The sequence below is a fragment of the Pseudomonas sp. NFACC51 genome (assembly GCF_900103575.1).
Lineage (GTDB): Bacteria > Pseudomonadota > Gammaproteobacteria > Pseudomonadales > Pseudomonadaceae > Aquipseudomonas > Aquipseudomonas fluorescens_Q.
Genome location: NZ_FMXH01000001.1, coordinates 337,571 through 351,460 on the forward strand (window position 1 = coordinate 337,571; position 13,890 = coordinate 351,460).

16 protein-coding genes and 1 pseudogene are annotated in these 13,890 nt (G+C 56.0%); 2 read left to right on the forward strand and 15 right to left on the reverse strand.

Going from position 1 to position 13,890, the window contains the following annotated elements:
• Window positions 1-119: 119 nt before the first annotated feature.
• The gene (locus BLT00_RS01570) at window positions 120-410 is read left to right on the forward strand and encodes a DUF3144 domain-containing protein (protein WP_092142569.1); all 291 of its coding nucleotides are present in this window, start codon (window positions 120-122) and stop codon (window positions 408-410) included.
• A 167-nt stretch (window positions 411-577) separates the two neighbouring features.
• On the opposite strand, the gene BLT00_RS01575 is transcribed toward BLT00_RS01570, so the two are convergent.
• Complete coding sequence (locus tag BLT00_RS01575) at window positions 578-1,387, reverse strand: isocitrate lyase/PEP mutase family protein (RefSeq protein ID WP_092142566.1); 810 nt, start codon at window positions 1,385-1,387, stop codon at window positions 578-580.
• Window positions 1,388-2,070: 683 nt separating this feature from the next.
• Here BLT00_RS01575 and BLT00_RS01580 point away from each other — a divergent pair.
• The gene (locus BLT00_RS01580; RefSeq protein WP_092142563.1) at window positions 2,071-2,625 is read left to right on the forward strand and encodes a DcrB/PsbP domain-containing protein; all 555 of its coding nucleotides are present in this window, start codon (window positions 2,071-2,073) and stop codon (window positions 2,623-2,625) included.
• A 226-nt stretch (window positions 2,626-2,851) separates the two neighbouring features.
• Here the strand turns inward: BLT00_RS01580 and BLT00_RS01585 are convergent, their stop codons facing one another.
• The 14 genes and pseudogenes from BLT00_RS01585 to BLT00_RS01640 form a co-directional block, all read right to left on the reverse strand.
• Window positions 2,852-3,241, reverse strand: coding sequence for an acyl carrier protein (locus BLT00_RS01585; RefSeq protein ID WP_092142560.1), 390 nt, complete (start codon window positions 3,239-3,241; stop codon window positions 2,852-2,854).
• Between the two features lie 134 nt (window positions 3,242-3,375).
• Complete coding sequence (locus tag BLT00_RS01590; RefSeq protein ID WP_092142557.1) at window positions 3,376-3,780, reverse strand: hypothetical protein; 405 nt, start codon at window positions 3,778-3,780, stop codon at window positions 3,376-3,378.
• Window positions 3,781-4,496: 716 nt separating this feature from the next.
• Window positions 4,497-4,772, reverse strand: a complete 276-nt coding sequence (locus BLT00_RS01595) for a cytochrome C oxidase subunit IV family protein (protein ID WP_092142555.1) — start codon at window positions 4,770-4,772, stop codon at window positions 4,497-4,499.
• Window positions 4,773-4,775: 3 nt separating this feature from the next.
• Window positions 4,776-5,396: a cytochrome c oxidase subunit 3 family protein gene (locus tag BLT00_RS01600; RefSeq protein ID WP_158265799.1), complete on the reverse strand. Its 621-nt coding sequence runs from the start codon at window positions 5,394-5,396 to the stop codon at window positions 4,776-4,778.
• Window positions 5,393-6,121 carry a hypothetical protein gene (locus BLT00_RS31755; RefSeq protein ID WP_158265798.1) on the reverse strand — a complete coding sequence of 243 codons (729 nt, stop codon included), beginning with the start codon at window positions 6,119-6,121 and terminating at the stop codon, window positions 5,393-5,395. Before BLT00_RS31755 ends, BLT00_RS01600 begins: the two co-directional genes overlap by 4 nt.
• A 590-nt stretch (window positions 6,122-6,711) precedes the next feature.
• Window positions 6,712-7,656: a DUF7064 domain-containing protein gene (locus tag BLT00_RS01605; RefSeq protein ID WP_092142549.1), complete on the reverse strand. Its 945-nt coding sequence runs from the start codon at window positions 7,654-7,656 to the stop codon at window positions 6,712-6,714.
• A 102-nt stretch (window positions 7,657-7,758) separates the two neighbouring features.
• A complete protein-coding gene (locus BLT00_RS01610) occupies window positions 7,759-8,832 on the reverse strand; it encodes a phosphotransferase (protein WP_092142545.1) in 1,074 nt (357 codons plus the stop codon).
• 99 nt (window positions 8,833-8,931) lie between these two features.
• Window positions 8,932-9,213, reverse strand: coding sequence for a cytochrome C oxidase subunit IV family protein (locus tag BLT00_RS01615; RefSeq protein WP_092142542.1), 282 nt, complete (start codon window positions 9,211-9,213; stop codon window positions 8,932-8,934).
• Window positions 9,214-9,217: 4 nt separating this feature from the next.
• Complete coding sequence (locus tag BLT00_RS01620; protein ID WP_092142539.1) at window positions 9,218-9,871, reverse strand: cytochrome c oxidase subunit 3 family protein; 654 nt, start codon at window positions 9,869-9,871, stop codon at window positions 9,218-9,220.
• Window positions 9,872-9,988: 117 nt separating this feature from the next.
• Window positions 9,989-10,726, reverse strand: a complete 738-nt coding sequence (locus BLT00_RS01625; RefSeq protein WP_092142536.1) for a hypothetical protein — start codon at window positions 10,724-10,726, stop codon at window positions 9,989-9,991.
• Window positions 10,727-11,001: 275 nt separating this feature from the next.
• Entirely contained in the window at window positions 11,002-11,829 is an 828-nt protein-coding gene (locus tag BLT00_RS32380; RefSeq protein WP_371914683.1) for a methyl-accepting chemotaxis protein, read from the reverse strand.
• A 30-nt stretch (window positions 11,830-11,859) separates the two neighbouring features.
• Window positions 11,860-12,762 (reverse strand): annotated as a pseudogene (locus tag BLT00_RS32385) (Tar ligand binding domain-containing protein); the annotation flags it as partial.
• A 52-nt stretch (window positions 12,763-12,814) separates the two neighbouring features.
• Window positions 12,815-12,976, reverse strand: a complete 162-nt coding sequence (locus BLT00_RS01635; protein WP_063321856.1) for a rubredoxin — start codon at window positions 12,974-12,976, stop codon at window positions 12,815-12,817.
• A gap of 13 nt (window positions 12,977-12,989) precedes the next feature.
• Entirely contained in the window at window positions 12,990-13,880 is an 891-nt protein-coding gene (locus tag BLT00_RS01640; RefSeq protein ID WP_092142529.1) for a fatty acid desaturase, read from the reverse strand.
• Window positions 13,881-13,890 lie beyond the last annotated feature (10 nt).

Sequence of the window (13,890 nt, forward strand, 5' to 3'; positions counted from 1 at the left end):
ATCGGGCTTAAACGATCAACGCTCGCACTGATGAGCGATCAATACCTCTTGAGGCATCTGCAATCCTGCCGGCGGTTATGTTCCAATGACGCCCCTCATTTGCTTACCGGAGCTTTACCATGGCCGACGCTACGGACCACGCCTTCTATGACCGCGCAGACGCCCATATTGAGTTGTCAAACGAACAGCTTAAAACCTATGGAAACCTCGGTGAGATCAGCGCCTCGATGATGTTTGGCACATCACGTTTCAACGCATGGGCCAGTGCGCAGAACTTCAATTCCGGTGCCGAAATGGCCGATGCGAGGGAGGCATTGCTGAAGTATTTCTGTGATCAGTATCGGATGATGCTTGAGGATAATTTGGATGATCACATCAATAATTTCGGTCAGTACAGGCTGGGCAAGTAGGCCGTCGGGACGGAAACCAATAACCATACGCTGTGGGTCTCCTGAATCCTTCCCGTCAGCCCCTGGAATCGATCAGTGCAACACACGGGTTAGGTGGGGTATGGCCAGAAAAATCGTTGGCCCATCGGGCGAGTAAACGAATTGTGCCCCTCGTCCGCAGGACAGCATCACTCGGTTTTCACCGCCATCAAAGCGTTCAATTCGCCGTATGTGTGGGCTTTCAAGGTTTGGGTGTCGAGTTGGCCATTGTCCAGGAAGCTGCGGACCAATGCTCCCATGGCACCGTGCAGAAACTCGGCGATGCTGGAGCCCGCGCTGAGTCGTCTGACGCCCAGGCGCTTCAATTCGTCAGGGGAGGGCAGTCCGTCCCGGGACAGCAGGTTGACGGGTAGTTTGGTCTCCTGACAGAGGGTGGCAATTTCGTTCGGATCGACCACGCCAGCGGCAAACAGGCCGTCCGCCCCGGCGCTGGCATACAGTGCGGTGCGCTTCAGGAGTTCCTCCAGGCGTTGTTCGGCGGGGAAAAGGTTCTTCAGGTAGACGTCGGTCCGTACGTTGATGAACAGCTTGACGCCCGCCTGGTTTGCCACCGTTCTCGCGACATCAATCTTGCGAACAAGCAGTTCTGGAGAGCCCAGGCCGTCTTCGATGTTGATCCCGACCGCCCCGGCGGCGATGACTGTGTTGATTACTCGGCCGACCTGCTCCAGGTCATCGGAGTAGCCGCCTTCGATATCCACCGTGAGCGGTACGCTGAGCACCCGTGCCATCGACTTGACGGTGGTGCTCAGGAGGTCGAGAGGCAACTTGTTGCCATCCTGATAACCGTGGGACCAGGCCATGGCCGCGCTGCTGGTCGCTACCGCCTTGCCGCCCAAGCTTTCGACGATGCGCGCACCGCCCGCATCGGCCACATTGGCCAAGACCAGCAGTCCGTTCTGATGCAGATTGTGAAAAGCGGTATCCAGTGCAGTCATGACAATCCAATTCCTTTGAAAGTTGTGCCTTTAGTGGCGAGGGACGGTGTGTTAGAGGCCGGTTGTGCAATGCACGTTGCTTAAGTATGGGGCATCTGTGACGTAAGCATGCCACTTCGGGGAGGGTTGGAGTTAAAAGCGCAAGGTCCGGCGGGGAGCGATCTACGACTCGCAGCTGCTTTCCAATACCTCAGCATTTCCTTGAGGTGATTTTCTGTAGGCGCAACAGCAGATTTACTCTCCATTGTGTCTTCTCCTCGGGTAACAACCGCATTGGGTCAGCAGGAGTAATAGTTCAATCGGTGGGCGCGCGCTTTTCTGGAGAGCGAAAGGAGCGCAAAAGGTCCCACGACCCTCGCCCTTGCCTCTGAGCAACCGCCATGCATTGGAACCAGCAATAGGGGGACTATTTGTAAGCGCACGGGCAAACCGTCTTGCACGACTAAGCCGGACGCCACTTATGCGGTAGCAGCGCTGCAATCTCACTCGCCCGCTGCGTAGCGACCCAGCAAAGAGCCAGTTCTTGCGCCCCAGCGCTCGAGGCTGTATCTGGTTGTCGGGTAGTCAGACGCGGTCACCCGCGGCTGTGAACAACATCCTGGGCAAGTGAGCAGGCAAGTAAGCTAGGCTGTTCGCACGACTGGCCGTTGGTATTCGACGGCCTGAAAACAAAGGCGCTATCAATGTCGAAACATTTGCTGTTGGGCTGGACCCGTTCCTTGTGCGTGCTTGCTGCCTTGAGCGGCGCGGTCACCATGGCAGTTGCCGCCGAGCCTGAAAAAACCGCTACGGCGGCATCGGACACGCAATCGGTGTCCCTGGCAGGCGGCAAGCTGAAGTTCGTGCTGAAAGGTGTCGAGGCCCGAACCTTGAACAGCGAGAACGGCGGCACGATGTACTTCGATCCGAAAAGCGAGCGGGCCATCATCGTTACTGAAGGTCCGGCGCCGACTGCGGGCACTACCCCGGACGCTGCGTTTCGCCTTGCCGTGGATACCTTGAACGAAAAGCAGCAGGCCGCGTCACCCAACTTTCGCATGACTAGCGAGAAGACCATTCAGGTGAACGGCTTGAAGATGTACCGCTTGGACGGCACCGACGATTTCAACGGCCTGAAACTACTGATGGCCTCGTTGATGACGATGAACGATCAGGAGATCACCATCATCGAAGTGATGTCCAGCGTAAACGACCCGGCCGGCCATACCGCTGCGTTGAAGAACATCCTGGGCAAGTAAACCGCAGGTTTCCGGATGGTAGGCTGTCGGCTCCCGACGGTCTGTCCATCACATGGAGCCCGCATGATCTCGTGCGCAAAGCTTGCCCAACTCGGTGTCGTGCTCCCCGACCCGCCCGCGCCGCGACTACGTACCCGACGTGGTGCACCGCGGGGTGGTCTACGTCAGTGGCCAGCTGCTGCGCAAAGGCAATCTCACGATCACCGGTCCGGTGACATCCGCCACCTCACAAGACGATCTCAAGCGTGCCGACCGTGCATGCTGCGCGCACTGAGCGCGATCGATCAAGCCCTCGGGCTGGAAAATGTGGAGGCACAGGGGAAGGCGTATGTTCTATAGCTGCAGTTGCAAGTAGCGGTTGCAGGCCTCGGGATGCTCGCGCAGCAGGTGCTCGACCACACCGCCAGTCGAAGAGCAAGGTCTTGTTGAGGCCGAGGAACACCGGCTGGATTCGCTCGTTGAAGTCGAGGATCGCCAGGGAGGTCAGGCCGATCTCATGAAACGGCGCCTCATCGTTCAGCGAAGCCGGGGCCAGTCCGGTGGCCTGCAGGAGCAGGTCGCGCACTAATTCCTTGAGCACCGGCTTGAGCACGGCGTCTTCCCTGGATTGGATCATGTTCACCCCTTGAACTGACCATGGCGCAGCGTTCGGCGGACACGGGGCCGCCGACGCGAAGGCGCCAGGCAATGCGGACTTTCAATGGGGTTGAACGGCGACCGGCAAACTTCCGACCGCGGTCCGGCGAAGGTTTACAGCGTGATGTTGGGGGTGGGGTAGAACAAAATATTGAGTACGAAGAGGATCATCCAGAAACCGATTTCCAGTGTTTCGGTAATAGGCTGGATCTTCTTGATTGCGCCGTAGACATGCACAACGAACATCAGCGTGAAGACGACGAAAAGTATATCGAAGGCATAGCTGAAACTGGTGCCTGTGGTGGCCGAGCGTAACATCGCTACTTCAACGACAAGGATGAATGCACCGAGGCAACGACCGAAATAGATAGCCAGGTGTTCGTGTTCGGGGACGGTCCAGCGCATGAGCCGGGCCCATTGGAGCGGGGCGAAAAAGATGGGTAAGGCAAAGAAGAAGGTGGTCACCACCATCAGGGTTGTGATGTATTCCTTGCTGTATTGCGCATAGTAACCAAGCATCTAAGAACTCCTTGTCTCATCGGCGCATCTAGGCGCCCGGCAGTAATTATTATTGTTGTGACTGGCTGGTTTTGCGGCGTGAAGTATTGGGAGGGCTGACCAGAAGCGTCAATTGTACAAAGGCGCCTACTACCAAAGGCGCGGAGGGGGGTAGTACCACTCATACACTAAGTTTCGACGGATGGAAGTGGTATCTGGGCGAAGCTCACTGCGGCGACGGCGACGGCGACTGGCGTTTGCGCGACGCGAAACAGGTAGTGTTGAGGATGAGCACAACTATGGCTTATAGGCGAAATGCCCCACGCAAGCCTGAGGATCGCTTCCTCTCCGGCATGCGTCGCCTCTATCGCGTCATTAAGCTTGAGCAAGTTCGTTTGGACGGTGGTGTGAGAGGTCGGCGATTCTTGAACTCGCACTGAGTCGTCTAACGCCCAGGCGCTTCAATTCTTCGGGGGAGGGCAGTCCGCCCGGGACAGCAGGTTGACTGGCTGTTTGGCTTCCTGGCAGGTGGTGGCCATTTCGTTCGAGTCGACCGCGCAGGCTGTCCAGCGTTACTCCTCCACGCGTGGCCCATGGTCCCGTTCGCGCCGGCGAGAAGGACGACCAGATTCTGGCTAAACAGGGCTGAACCAAGGCGCAGATCGAGATTCTGTGTTCGCAGGTCATGATCTGAAGAATGGGTCAGACTTTTCGAGCAGAGCGGTCATTGGCGCGCGTCACGCCAACAGCGGAGCAAGGAAATAGGGAACGAGGATGACGACGGCCACCAGCACCGTCCAGCTTTCGAACAAGAGCCGCACCCCCCAGGGGGCGTGATCCAGTTCCATGAAGTGGAGCAGGACCATACGCACCTTCCAGGCGGCAATCAATATCGTCGCGATCGTGGCGGTCGCTGCGGTGACGCTGTCTTTCGACAAGCCCCAGGTCGTGACGATCGTCGCGATGCTCAGCAACAACCACACGCTGGTCACCCATTGTTGTGCGCGGTCCATGTATTACCTCATGAGATAAAGTAGCGGGAAAAGGACGATCCAAAGCAAATCGACCATGTGCCAGTAGATTCCCATGCTCTCGATACCTACCAGGTTGCTGTCTCTGGCGTATGTCCCCGCCCGAGCGTGTGTCCAGAACACGGCAAGCGCCACGCAGCCGGCGACGACATGCAGGAGGTGGATGCCGGTCAGCGCGAAATAGAACATGAAGAAGTCGTTGGTCAGCATGGTGTAGCCGGCATGAATCTTCCCCATGTATTCAAAGATTTTCGAAATGCCAAACGCGATGCCGCTGGCGAGGGCGGCCGCCAGCCACGGACCGACCGCGGTGCGCCGGCGCGCCGCCTGGACGGCGCGGACCATGCACCAGGAACTGGTCAGTAAGATCAGCGTGTTGCCTCCTCCAAAGTGGAGGTTTAGAGCCTGACGTGAAGCCTCGAAGGTGTCGGGATTCTTTAGACGTTCGACCATGAATGAGCCGAACAGCAGCGCGAAGATCATCATGTCCAGGCCGACGAATACCCAGATACCTTCCAAACCCGGCAGGCGACGGACTTGTGGCGTGCACATGGGGGGCGAGATGAGCCAGGCGGTAACACGCTGCCGTGACGGAATTAACTTCAATTCTTCCCCCGATCTTCCGCTTCGAGTCGCAACAAAGCCTTCCGGGTCAACGGCACAAGGCAAAAGAGGTAGACGAAGAACGTCACGAACACGAGCCAGAAGGTGATCAGGCCGTGCCATGCAAAGATGCCGGTGGTCAGGAAAGGAATCAGTAGGACCGAGATGAAAGTTGCGCAGGTGAAGAAACCCAACCACGCGATCCAGGATGGAAATAGGGGCTGCTCCCGCTTGTCCATCAGCATGCAGATGCCAATGGCGCACCACTCGATCGCAAAGATCACAAAGGGTGGATCGAACATGAACCAGCCTAGGTCGTAGAGCATCTGGATCTCCCCATCGGAGCGGCTGTCGGGCCGAAAGGCGGCGGTCATCCAGTAGAGTGCAGGCAGCATCAAAGTCAACATGGCAGCTACGCCGCTAGTACGCACCACCTGCGAGAGAACGCTCATGGAGTCCGTCAGGATGCGTTCCATGATTTTGGCCATGACCGCAGTCCAGGTCAGGTAGAAGGGCATACAGACGAACATGACCATCATGCCCACTCGAATACCGAAACTATTATCTCGGAAATAGCTGCTGATTTCGCTTGCGCTGAGGTAGGCCGGAGGCGGAGGCCAGAAGCCCGCGAATACAGCAAACCCAAGTAGTCCACCAAGCGCGACGATCAGAACAGAGTAGTTGCACAGATGCAGGATTCGGTAACTTGCCGAGCGTTCGGTCGTCATCGCGAGAGGTCCTTTTTTATGGCGAATAGTCAGTTTTTCTTGTGTTGGCGAAAGCATCATAGAGTTTGTCCGATCAATTTCTCGAGGAGTTCGTTGGTTTAGGTGTAGGTCGGCCCGATTATTGGCGCTCGCTTTTCCACGTCCCGAACAGCTGCGGCGGGTAAGGCAGCAATTGTCGAACAGTCACCCGCTCGGTCGGTTGCGCCCAGCTCGCACCAGCGCTCCTGGTACGGCACAACCTGCTTCGTCCCGAAGCGGCGAGTAAGGTTGCGCAGGGATCGAGTTCGTCGTTCATCCGGTGGGGTCGGTAGGCGTCGAGCATGGGGTCTGGTTACGCGAGTGAGACTGCATCTAGTCGATACCACGAAAGCTAGCCATCTCCGCTGCGTGGCCAATCGTCGGTTACGACGATTTGGTGTAACAGCGCTGGATTGTTTGCTGATAGTTCGAAAATATGCGGCGCCAACACAGGTGGTTGACACGGTATCTGCTAACTACCCATGAAAAACCCACTATCCAGCGCTGGTAAGCATCCCCTTGTTGGGTGATCCTGCTGTTATGTGCAAAAACTCTATTTACAGCCCTGGTTCTTAGCTTTCGCTTTGACGCAGATAATCAAGATAAGCCTTCGACCAGCCCATTTCGACGTGACCTACACCTGGTTCACCATCAATCTCCACAATCATCGAACCCTCGTTAAGGGTGTACAGGGGGCTGACTTCGAACTCAAACAAGGCAAATAGCTTGGTACGCACGGTGGTGACGCGTCCGGCTGCATCTTCGATAACAAAGGCCATCTCGGTGTGATAAAACATCGGGTCTAGCGTGAAGTCGACCCGCACGTCCGTCACCTGCTCAATGCGTCCCTCTTTCTGGATGTATCCCATGAAGCCAGTGCGGCCAACAGCCATGTACTGAAAGACATTCAAGGCCACATCGGGGCCCGCCTGAGCTTCGAGCCACTTCGACTGCTGCACTTGCCCCCAATCACGCGTCCCCCACGAGTGGTCACGATGACCAAACGTCTCGAAGGGAATCGTGCGCTCGCCAAGGCGAAGCACGCCCTTTACGCGCCCACTTTGCTCAAAACGGTCTGTCGCCATCCAGGTCGGACATCCTTCCGGGCTGGAGCCGTAGTTGTAGGCTGGGTGCATCGCTTCGAACTGGTATTCGATACTGGCTTTCTGGCCGGAGTAGTGAACTTCCGCAGACTCAAGCGGTAAGCGATGGCGGACTTGGACATCACCCACGTGCCAATCGTCAAAATCCATATCACTGGGTACAAGAATACCGTCGCAAATCTCAAATATGGGCTCTTTGCCCACGCCGGAACCGTAAACGCTCAGGGCGGCGCCTGCTTTATTGTCCCCGCTCACCCAGGTGTAAATGAAAGCGGCGATGTTTTCCTCGGCAAGCTGCAACATGAAAACCAGCGACTCGCGCGCATGGGATTCGTTACCTAATTTATGACGGAGGTCGTGTTCCGGTCCTAGGGAAAATGCTGCTGTTGAAGACTTATTACCTACCTTGTTCATGTCCACTCCTGATTATTATCGTATTTACAGGGCAGCGCCTTGCTACAGAATGCTGCCTGTCCGGACGTATGACGCAGCTCTCGACGGATGCTCACTTCAGTTTTAGTTGAAGAGTGCTTCTGCATTCAGCTCGAGAACATGCGCGCCGTGACGCTCCAGCGAAGCTTTGTACATAGCTAAGCCGCGCTCATTCTGTTGAACTAGCATGGAAGTACCCACCGCCATGAAAAAGCCGTACAGGGCATGCAGGCGATAGCCATCCCAACAGGCTTGCCAAGAAAAGTCCCTTACTCCCATGGCAAGCAGCTGTTCGTGGTAGTCACGGATTAACTCTTGCTCATGGCGCTGGCGGAGTTTCGTGGAGAGGCCGGCTCCGAGATAAAACGCTGCGTCGACCATCGGTGACCCTAAGCGCACCGTCTGCCAGTCAACAACTATCAATGGCGAATGGTCGCTATCGTGACCGAAGAGCATATTGTCGAGCCTGTAATCACCATGCTGTATGACTCGGGGGCCGTCCAACCTACTAATGTATTCGACTGAGCGAGGCACTACGCGCTCCGCCAGGCGAATCAGCTCGGGGTCGATAAGGGGCGCGAAGGTTTTGGAAAACCCATCCAGAGTACCAGGGAAGAGAGAGAACAAGCCCACGGTGCGTCGCTGGTCCGCGAGCCATGGCAGATCCAGGAGCGATGGGTCGTTCCAGCGAGGTTCCTGTAACCTGACAAGTTGTTGTAGCGCGAGACGTGCTTGCTCGACGGTTCCTCCCTCAATGACATTGCCCACACTGTAGGCACCAAGATCCTCGAACAGCAAAGTGAACCAGCCTTCGGTCGCGTCGAACTCTGCGAACCAGCAACGTGGCGTTCTGATTTCAACGGTGCGACTGATTTGCTGATAAAAGCGTACTTCGGCTTCATACACTCCCATGGCAACGCCCGTTTGACGACTGGTCTCACTTACGGAAGCCAGTTTGGCAATAATGGTATTGGGGGCAAATTCATCGGCTCCCTCATAAGTAGGCGTCAGGCGTACGACAGAGCCCAATTGCCCTGTGCCAACGGTCTCCACCGTAAGATTGGACACATGTCCTTTTGTAAGCGCACCGGCCTTGGTAAGGGTGTCCGTTAACCAAGCTGGGGTAAACTCTGCAGGGTTGCGAATGATAGGTTTCATGTTGCCCCTTCAATTTGTGCGTGATCGGTTGGGTCGGTGAGGCGTATAAATAAACGCTTTGGATTGCTTTTTTTTACTGGGGTGTTGGAGGTGAAGTGTTTAATCTTGGCCTAGGCCGAGTCCAATAAATATGATTGTGGAAACAAGCAGCAGCCAGCCATCAAACGCTAATTTCCATGGCAGTGCCATGTTCTTGATCTGCATGAATTCCCGCATGACTAGCCTGCATTTAAATGCTGCAATAGCGATCATGATCAAGCGGCTCTCACTACTGGTGATCGCACTGCCAAGCGTGCTGCCCGAGAAATAAAAAGTCACTAGCGTGGCCATTATCAGAAGCAGCCAGACAAAAGTTTCGCGAGATGTGAATGAGTAAGTCATCTTTCTATCTCATGATGTAGAGCAGGGGGAAGATTATAATCCACAGTAAATCCACCATGTGCCAGAAGGTGGCGGAGCTTTCAAGTCCGTGAACGCCCGATGAGCCATTTTTTATGCGAAAAAACATGACGATTAGAACAATTGATCCAATGAGTACATGCATAAAATGCAGGCCGGTAATCATGTAGTAAAACATGAAAAAGTCGTTGGTGAGCATGCTTATGCCGGCAGACAGTTTTTCTTTGTACTCTAGGATCTTTGAAATCGTGAAAGCCAAGCTGCACGCTAGAGTCAGGAGAATAAACACCATGCAGGTGCGCCGGTTCAGCTTGGACAGGCTACGTATGGCCAATACGATAAACCATGAGCTGGTTAAGAGAATGAGCGTGTTGAAAATTCCCGCATTTACGGATAACGATGATTGAGATTGAATGAAGCTGTCAGGATTTTTGGCTCTTTCATAAAAGTAAGAGCAGAAAATAATCATAAATAACATCATGTCCATCAGGACAAGGATGAACACTCCTTCCTCGCCAGGGGCGTGCTTGTTTTCTGTTCGAGTAGGAATAGTTTCATGTTGCTCTGGGCGAGAGCTGTGTAGTGCTCCGAGCGGGTAGTTGGACTGTCTGTTTTTTACTTTCTCAATGCTGGCAACCATTTCAAATCGCTCTGTTATGGAAGTTTGAAGCCCAATTGCACGCCCGCGAGTGTGCAATAGGACGGTCGCTCTATCATTTTTTGCAGGGAATCAATGGTGCTCGGTAAACAATTGCAGTCAAGCGATGCCAATAGAATCCTGCTCGATGCGCTTAATGGCTTTCAGTACATAGTGAGTGGCGATGATGATCCATATAAAGAAATCAAACAGGCCAACGTAGTAGCAAAGAAGACCGTTCCACGCGAATGGGCCTGTCCGGAAGAACGGAATTAATACCGCCATAAGGAACGATAGGCCCATGGCAATCGAGAACCATCCCAGCCATTTGGGGAATAGCGGTCTTGGGTTTTTATCAATTAGGCACAGGCAGCCAAATGAAACAAACTGGGTGACGGATACCATGACTGTGGTGTCAAACCACAACCAAGAGTAATCGGCCAGCAATTTTATGTCTTGTGCTGTCTTCAGTTCGGGGTCATAGGCGGATGCCTCCCAGCCTACGCATGAGGCCCAGGTCGCCACTACAGTGCCGAAGGCCCCCATTAATTGTATGAGGGAAAGCGTGCCATTAGGGCCTTCGACATATTGCATGGTTCTGGAAACTGCACTGCCCCATATGTAATAGAGGGGGGTGGATAGAAGTATCATTAGCATGCCGATTCGGATGCGAAGGCTGTTGTCAATATAGTATTGATGGGTTTCATCTACGCTAAGGCTCTGTGCGGGAGGCGGTAAAAAGCCCGCAACTCCAGCCCAGGCTATAAGGACGATAATGCAGTATAGGTAACCTGCCCAGCCGCACCAGCGCCAACTTGTGAAGTGGGGGCGTTGGGGGATGTTGTATATGGATTTCATGGTTTTTCTCCGATGGCTATGCGCTTGTTGTATTTGTTTCATGAAATTCAGTATGCGGTCTGTCAGGGTGAATATAGTTTCGCGGAGTTTGCGTCGGTCGGAAGACGGTCTGCATCGTCAAAAAGTCCGGGCAACGAGATCGGCGCATTTCACTAAATTCGCTAAGTCTTCTTCAGGCGTTCCCTGAGCGATGAATCGTGAGCACTGTTACTTAGGTATTATCCTCTTCCCCTGACGTTCACCCGGCGTCGTCGAAATCGACGAATTAATGGGGGTCAGACCTTGAACTGATTAATGGCCTGGCGCAGGTCAGCAGCGGCACCGTCCAAACTGCGGGAGACCGCTGCGGCGTGTTCGCCGGTGCTGCAATTTTCCTGGCTCATCTGCGCCACCGCCTCGATCCGTTGGGCGATTATCTGGGTGGTGCGGTCCTGTTCGATCAGTGCCTGGGAAACCGCGCTGATTCCCTCCGATACCAGGCTGGCACTCTGCAGGATCTCGTTCATGCTGGCCGCCGCGTTTTCCGATAGCGCCTGGCTTTCGCGAGTGCGGCTGGTCACTATGGCCATTTCCGCGACGGCCTGGCGGGCGGAGGCCTGCATGGAACTGACCATATCGCGGATCTCCTCGGCCGAAGTGCGCGTGCGCTCGGCCAACTGGCGTACCTCATCGGCCACCACGGCGAAGCCACGGCCCTGCTCGCCGGCCCTTGCTGCTTCGATGGCGGCGTTAAGGGCGAGCAGGTTGGTCTGTTCGGCAACCGCCTTGATCACCTCGACGATGGTGGTGATGCGATCCGTTTCGTTGCCTAGTGCGCTGATAGTCTCGCTCGCTCGGCCGACCTGGCGCGTCACCTGGTCGGTTTCCTCTGCTGTGCGGCTGATTGCCTGCGCGCCACAACCGGCGGCGTCCGCAGCATCCTGGGCTCGGGCGTGAGCATCGCGGGTACTGGCATTGATCTGGCCGATGGACGCGCTCATCTGTTCGATCGCGCTGGCGATGTCTGTGGCTGCTTCGTTCTGCTGCACCGAACTCTTGGCCACCTGTTTAGCCATGGTGCTGGTCTGTTGGGCCGTTTGGTCGATGCGATTAGCGCCGACCATCACTTCGAGCAAGGCAGTCTGCACCCGTTCGAGCAAGGCGTTGAATGCGCTGGCGGCTTGCGCCACCTCGTCGCCGCCATGGTTAAGTGCACGGAGGGAAAAATCGTTGCTGCTGCGCACCTGTTCGAAGGTCGAGCGCAACTGATGCAGCGGATTGACCACGCTGCGTACGATCAGGGCGGCGAGAATACCGAGGATCAGCATGGTGGCCCCTAGTACGCTGGCGATCAGGCTGTTGGCGGTGGCGATTACCGACTCGCCGCCAGCCTGCGCCTGCGCGGCATCGGTGACTCCAAGCTTGAGCAGTTTCTCCAGCGGCTCACTGGAGGCGTGGATCGCCGCTGCCCAGGGTAGGGTGTTAGTTACCAGCTCCAACGAGCGAATATGTACGTCGTCCCAGCTCTTCGCTTGAGCGAGGGTCTCGCAGATTTCGGTCTGCACTTGGTCGGCGCTTTGGAATTCGTTCCACAGCGCGCTGAATTCCTGCCACAGGGCCTGCTCTTCACTGCTTTTGGTCTGGGTATCGTAGGCTTTGAACGCCAGCTCGGCCTGTGTCAAGGCTTGGCGGTGGCGCGTGAGGATGTCGTTGAACAGGTCGTGGGCCTCGGCCAGGGCGTCGCTCTTGTCGCTCATCGAGTCGAACGCCTCGGGGCGCCAACTGGCGCCCTCCTGCATGGCGGCGATGGAGATCAGTCGCGCGTGACGCAGAGATGCCAAGGCATCAACGGCACTTAGCGCGCCGCTGACCTCTTCCATGCTGTGGCCGGCATTGTGGATACCGAGCCGGCTGGCGGTCCCTACGACGGCGAGGCTTGTGATGAAGCAGAACATCAGAAAGTACAGCTTTGCACGCACGGACAGATTGCGCATATGACGCTCCTTGGCTTCTGGCGGATGCTTCTGGGCAGCTTGGAGGGCGTAGGGGAGTCTCATTCAACGCATTTGTGCAGGTACACCGGGCCAAAGTGGCCCGGGCGATGATGAGTCATACAATCTCGAAGTAGTCCGCCTTGCCGGCTCCGCAGTCCGGGCACATCCAGTCGTCAGGGAGGTCTTCCAGCGGGGTGCCGGGAGGGATGCCGTTGTCCGGATCACCAAGACGCTCATCGTAAATGTGTGAGCAGAAACTGCATTGCCAACGTTTCATGGTCGGCTCCTCTTCAGGTGGCCAGATGGATGACGGGTTGAATGGCGAAGCCATGCTGAATCTGCAGGTTGCGCTGTCGTAGCTCCGGCTCCAGCAGCTGCCAGGCCTTCACATGCTGATACGCGGGCATGGTCGGGAACAGGTGATGAATCAGGTGGTAGTTGTGGTACTGACACAGCGGCGTCAGCAACCACTCGTGGCCCAGGCGCATGGAAGTAGCCAGGGTCAAGTCCTGCGCGGATTCCACGTCGTCCTTAACATGGGGCAGCCAGAAGAACACGCAGCCCACCAAGATGAAGACCAGGCGCGAGGGGATGAACCACAACAGCAGCACATGCATGCCGTAACCCAGGTAGGTCAACGCCGCGGCTATGGTCAGGGTGATCGCGGCATTGAGCAGTGTGCCGCGCAGATGGCGCATGGCGATCGGATCCCGGTTTTTCATGATGAATAGCAGGTAACCAATTTCCAGCAGGGACCAGCGTGCCGGCAGGCTCCACCAGGGGCCGTGCATCCAGTTGTCAGGATCTTTCGGGCCATTGGTGAAACGGTGATGCTGGATGTGCGCCCAACGGAAAATTCCCAAGCTGATCTGCGGTGCGAAGGTGGCCATGCCGATATGGCCAAACAGGTCGTTGAGCTTCTGATTCTTCGCCGCTGAACGGTGAATCGAGTCATGGGCCACAGTGAACTGCCAGTACATCAGGAAGGTATTGAGCAGGCAGGTCCAGCCTAGGTTGAAGTAGCCGAGCACGGCCAGGATGTCGGCAACAATCACGCCGCCGGTGGAGGCGATCAGCAGTCCAAGCACCATGGGGGAAGCGCCGGGGACACGGCACAATTTTTCGAGGGCCGCGCGCTTTTCCAGGGGGACGGTAAAGCGAGCCAGGGCATTGATAGTCACAGGTCTTCTC

Bases quoted from the DNA above. Each gene is read 5' to 3' on its own strand.
- BLT00_RS01570 (WP_092142569.1), top strand. From the start codon at position 120: ATGGCCGACGCTACGGACCACGCCTTCTATGACCGCGCAGACGCCCAT.
- BLT00_RS01575 (WP_092142566.1), bottom strand. From the start codon at position 1,387: ATGACTGCACTGGATACCGCTTTTCACAATCTGCATCAGAACGGACTG.
- BLT00_RS01580 (WP_092142563.1), top strand. From the start codon at position 2,071: ATGTCGAAACATTTGCTGTTGGGCTGGACCCGTTCCTTGTGCGTGCTT.
- BLT00_RS01585 (WP_092142560.1), bottom strand. From the start codon at position 3,241: ATGATCCAATCCAGGGAAGACGCCGTGCTCAAGCCGGTGCTCAAGGAA.
- BLT00_RS01590 (WP_092142557.1), bottom strand. From the start codon at position 3,780: ATGCTTGGTTACTATGCGCAATACAGCAAGGAATACATCACAACCCTG.
- BLT00_RS01595 (WP_092142555.1), bottom strand. From the start codon at position 4,772: ATGGACCGCGCACAACAATGGGTGACCAGCGTGTGGTTGTTGCTGAGC.
- BLT00_RS31755 (WP_158265798.1), bottom strand. From the start codon at position 6,121: ATGACGACCGAACGCTCGGCAAGTTACCGAATCCTGCATCTGTGCAAC.
- BLT00_RS01605 (WP_092142549.1), bottom strand. From the start codon at position 7,656: ATGAACAAGGTAGGTAATAAGTCTTCAACAGCAGCATTTTCCCTAGGA.
- BLT00_RS01610 (WP_092142545.1), bottom strand. From the start codon at position 8,832: ATGAAACCTATCATTCGCAACCCTGCAGAGTTTACCCCAGCTTGGTTA.
- BLT00_RS01615 (WP_092142542.1), bottom strand. From the start codon at position 9,213: ATGACTTACTCATTCACATCTCGCGAAACTTTTGTCTGGCTGCTTCTG.
- BLT00_RS01620 (WP_092142539.1), bottom strand. From the start codon at position 9,871: ATGGTTGCCAGCATTGAGAAAGTAAAAAACAGACAGTCCAACTACCCG.
- BLT00_RS01625 (WP_092142536.1), bottom strand. From the start codon at position 10,726: ATGAAATCCATATACAACATCCCCCAACGCCCCCACTTCACAAGTTGG.
- BLT00_RS32380 (WP_371914683.1), bottom strand. From the start codon at position 11,829: ATGGTCGGCGCTAATCGCATCGACCAAACGGCCCAACAGACCAGCACC.
- BLT00_RS01635 (WP_063321856.1), bottom strand. From the start codon at position 12,976: ATGAAACGTTGGCAATGCAGTTTCTGCTCACACATTTACGATGAGCGT.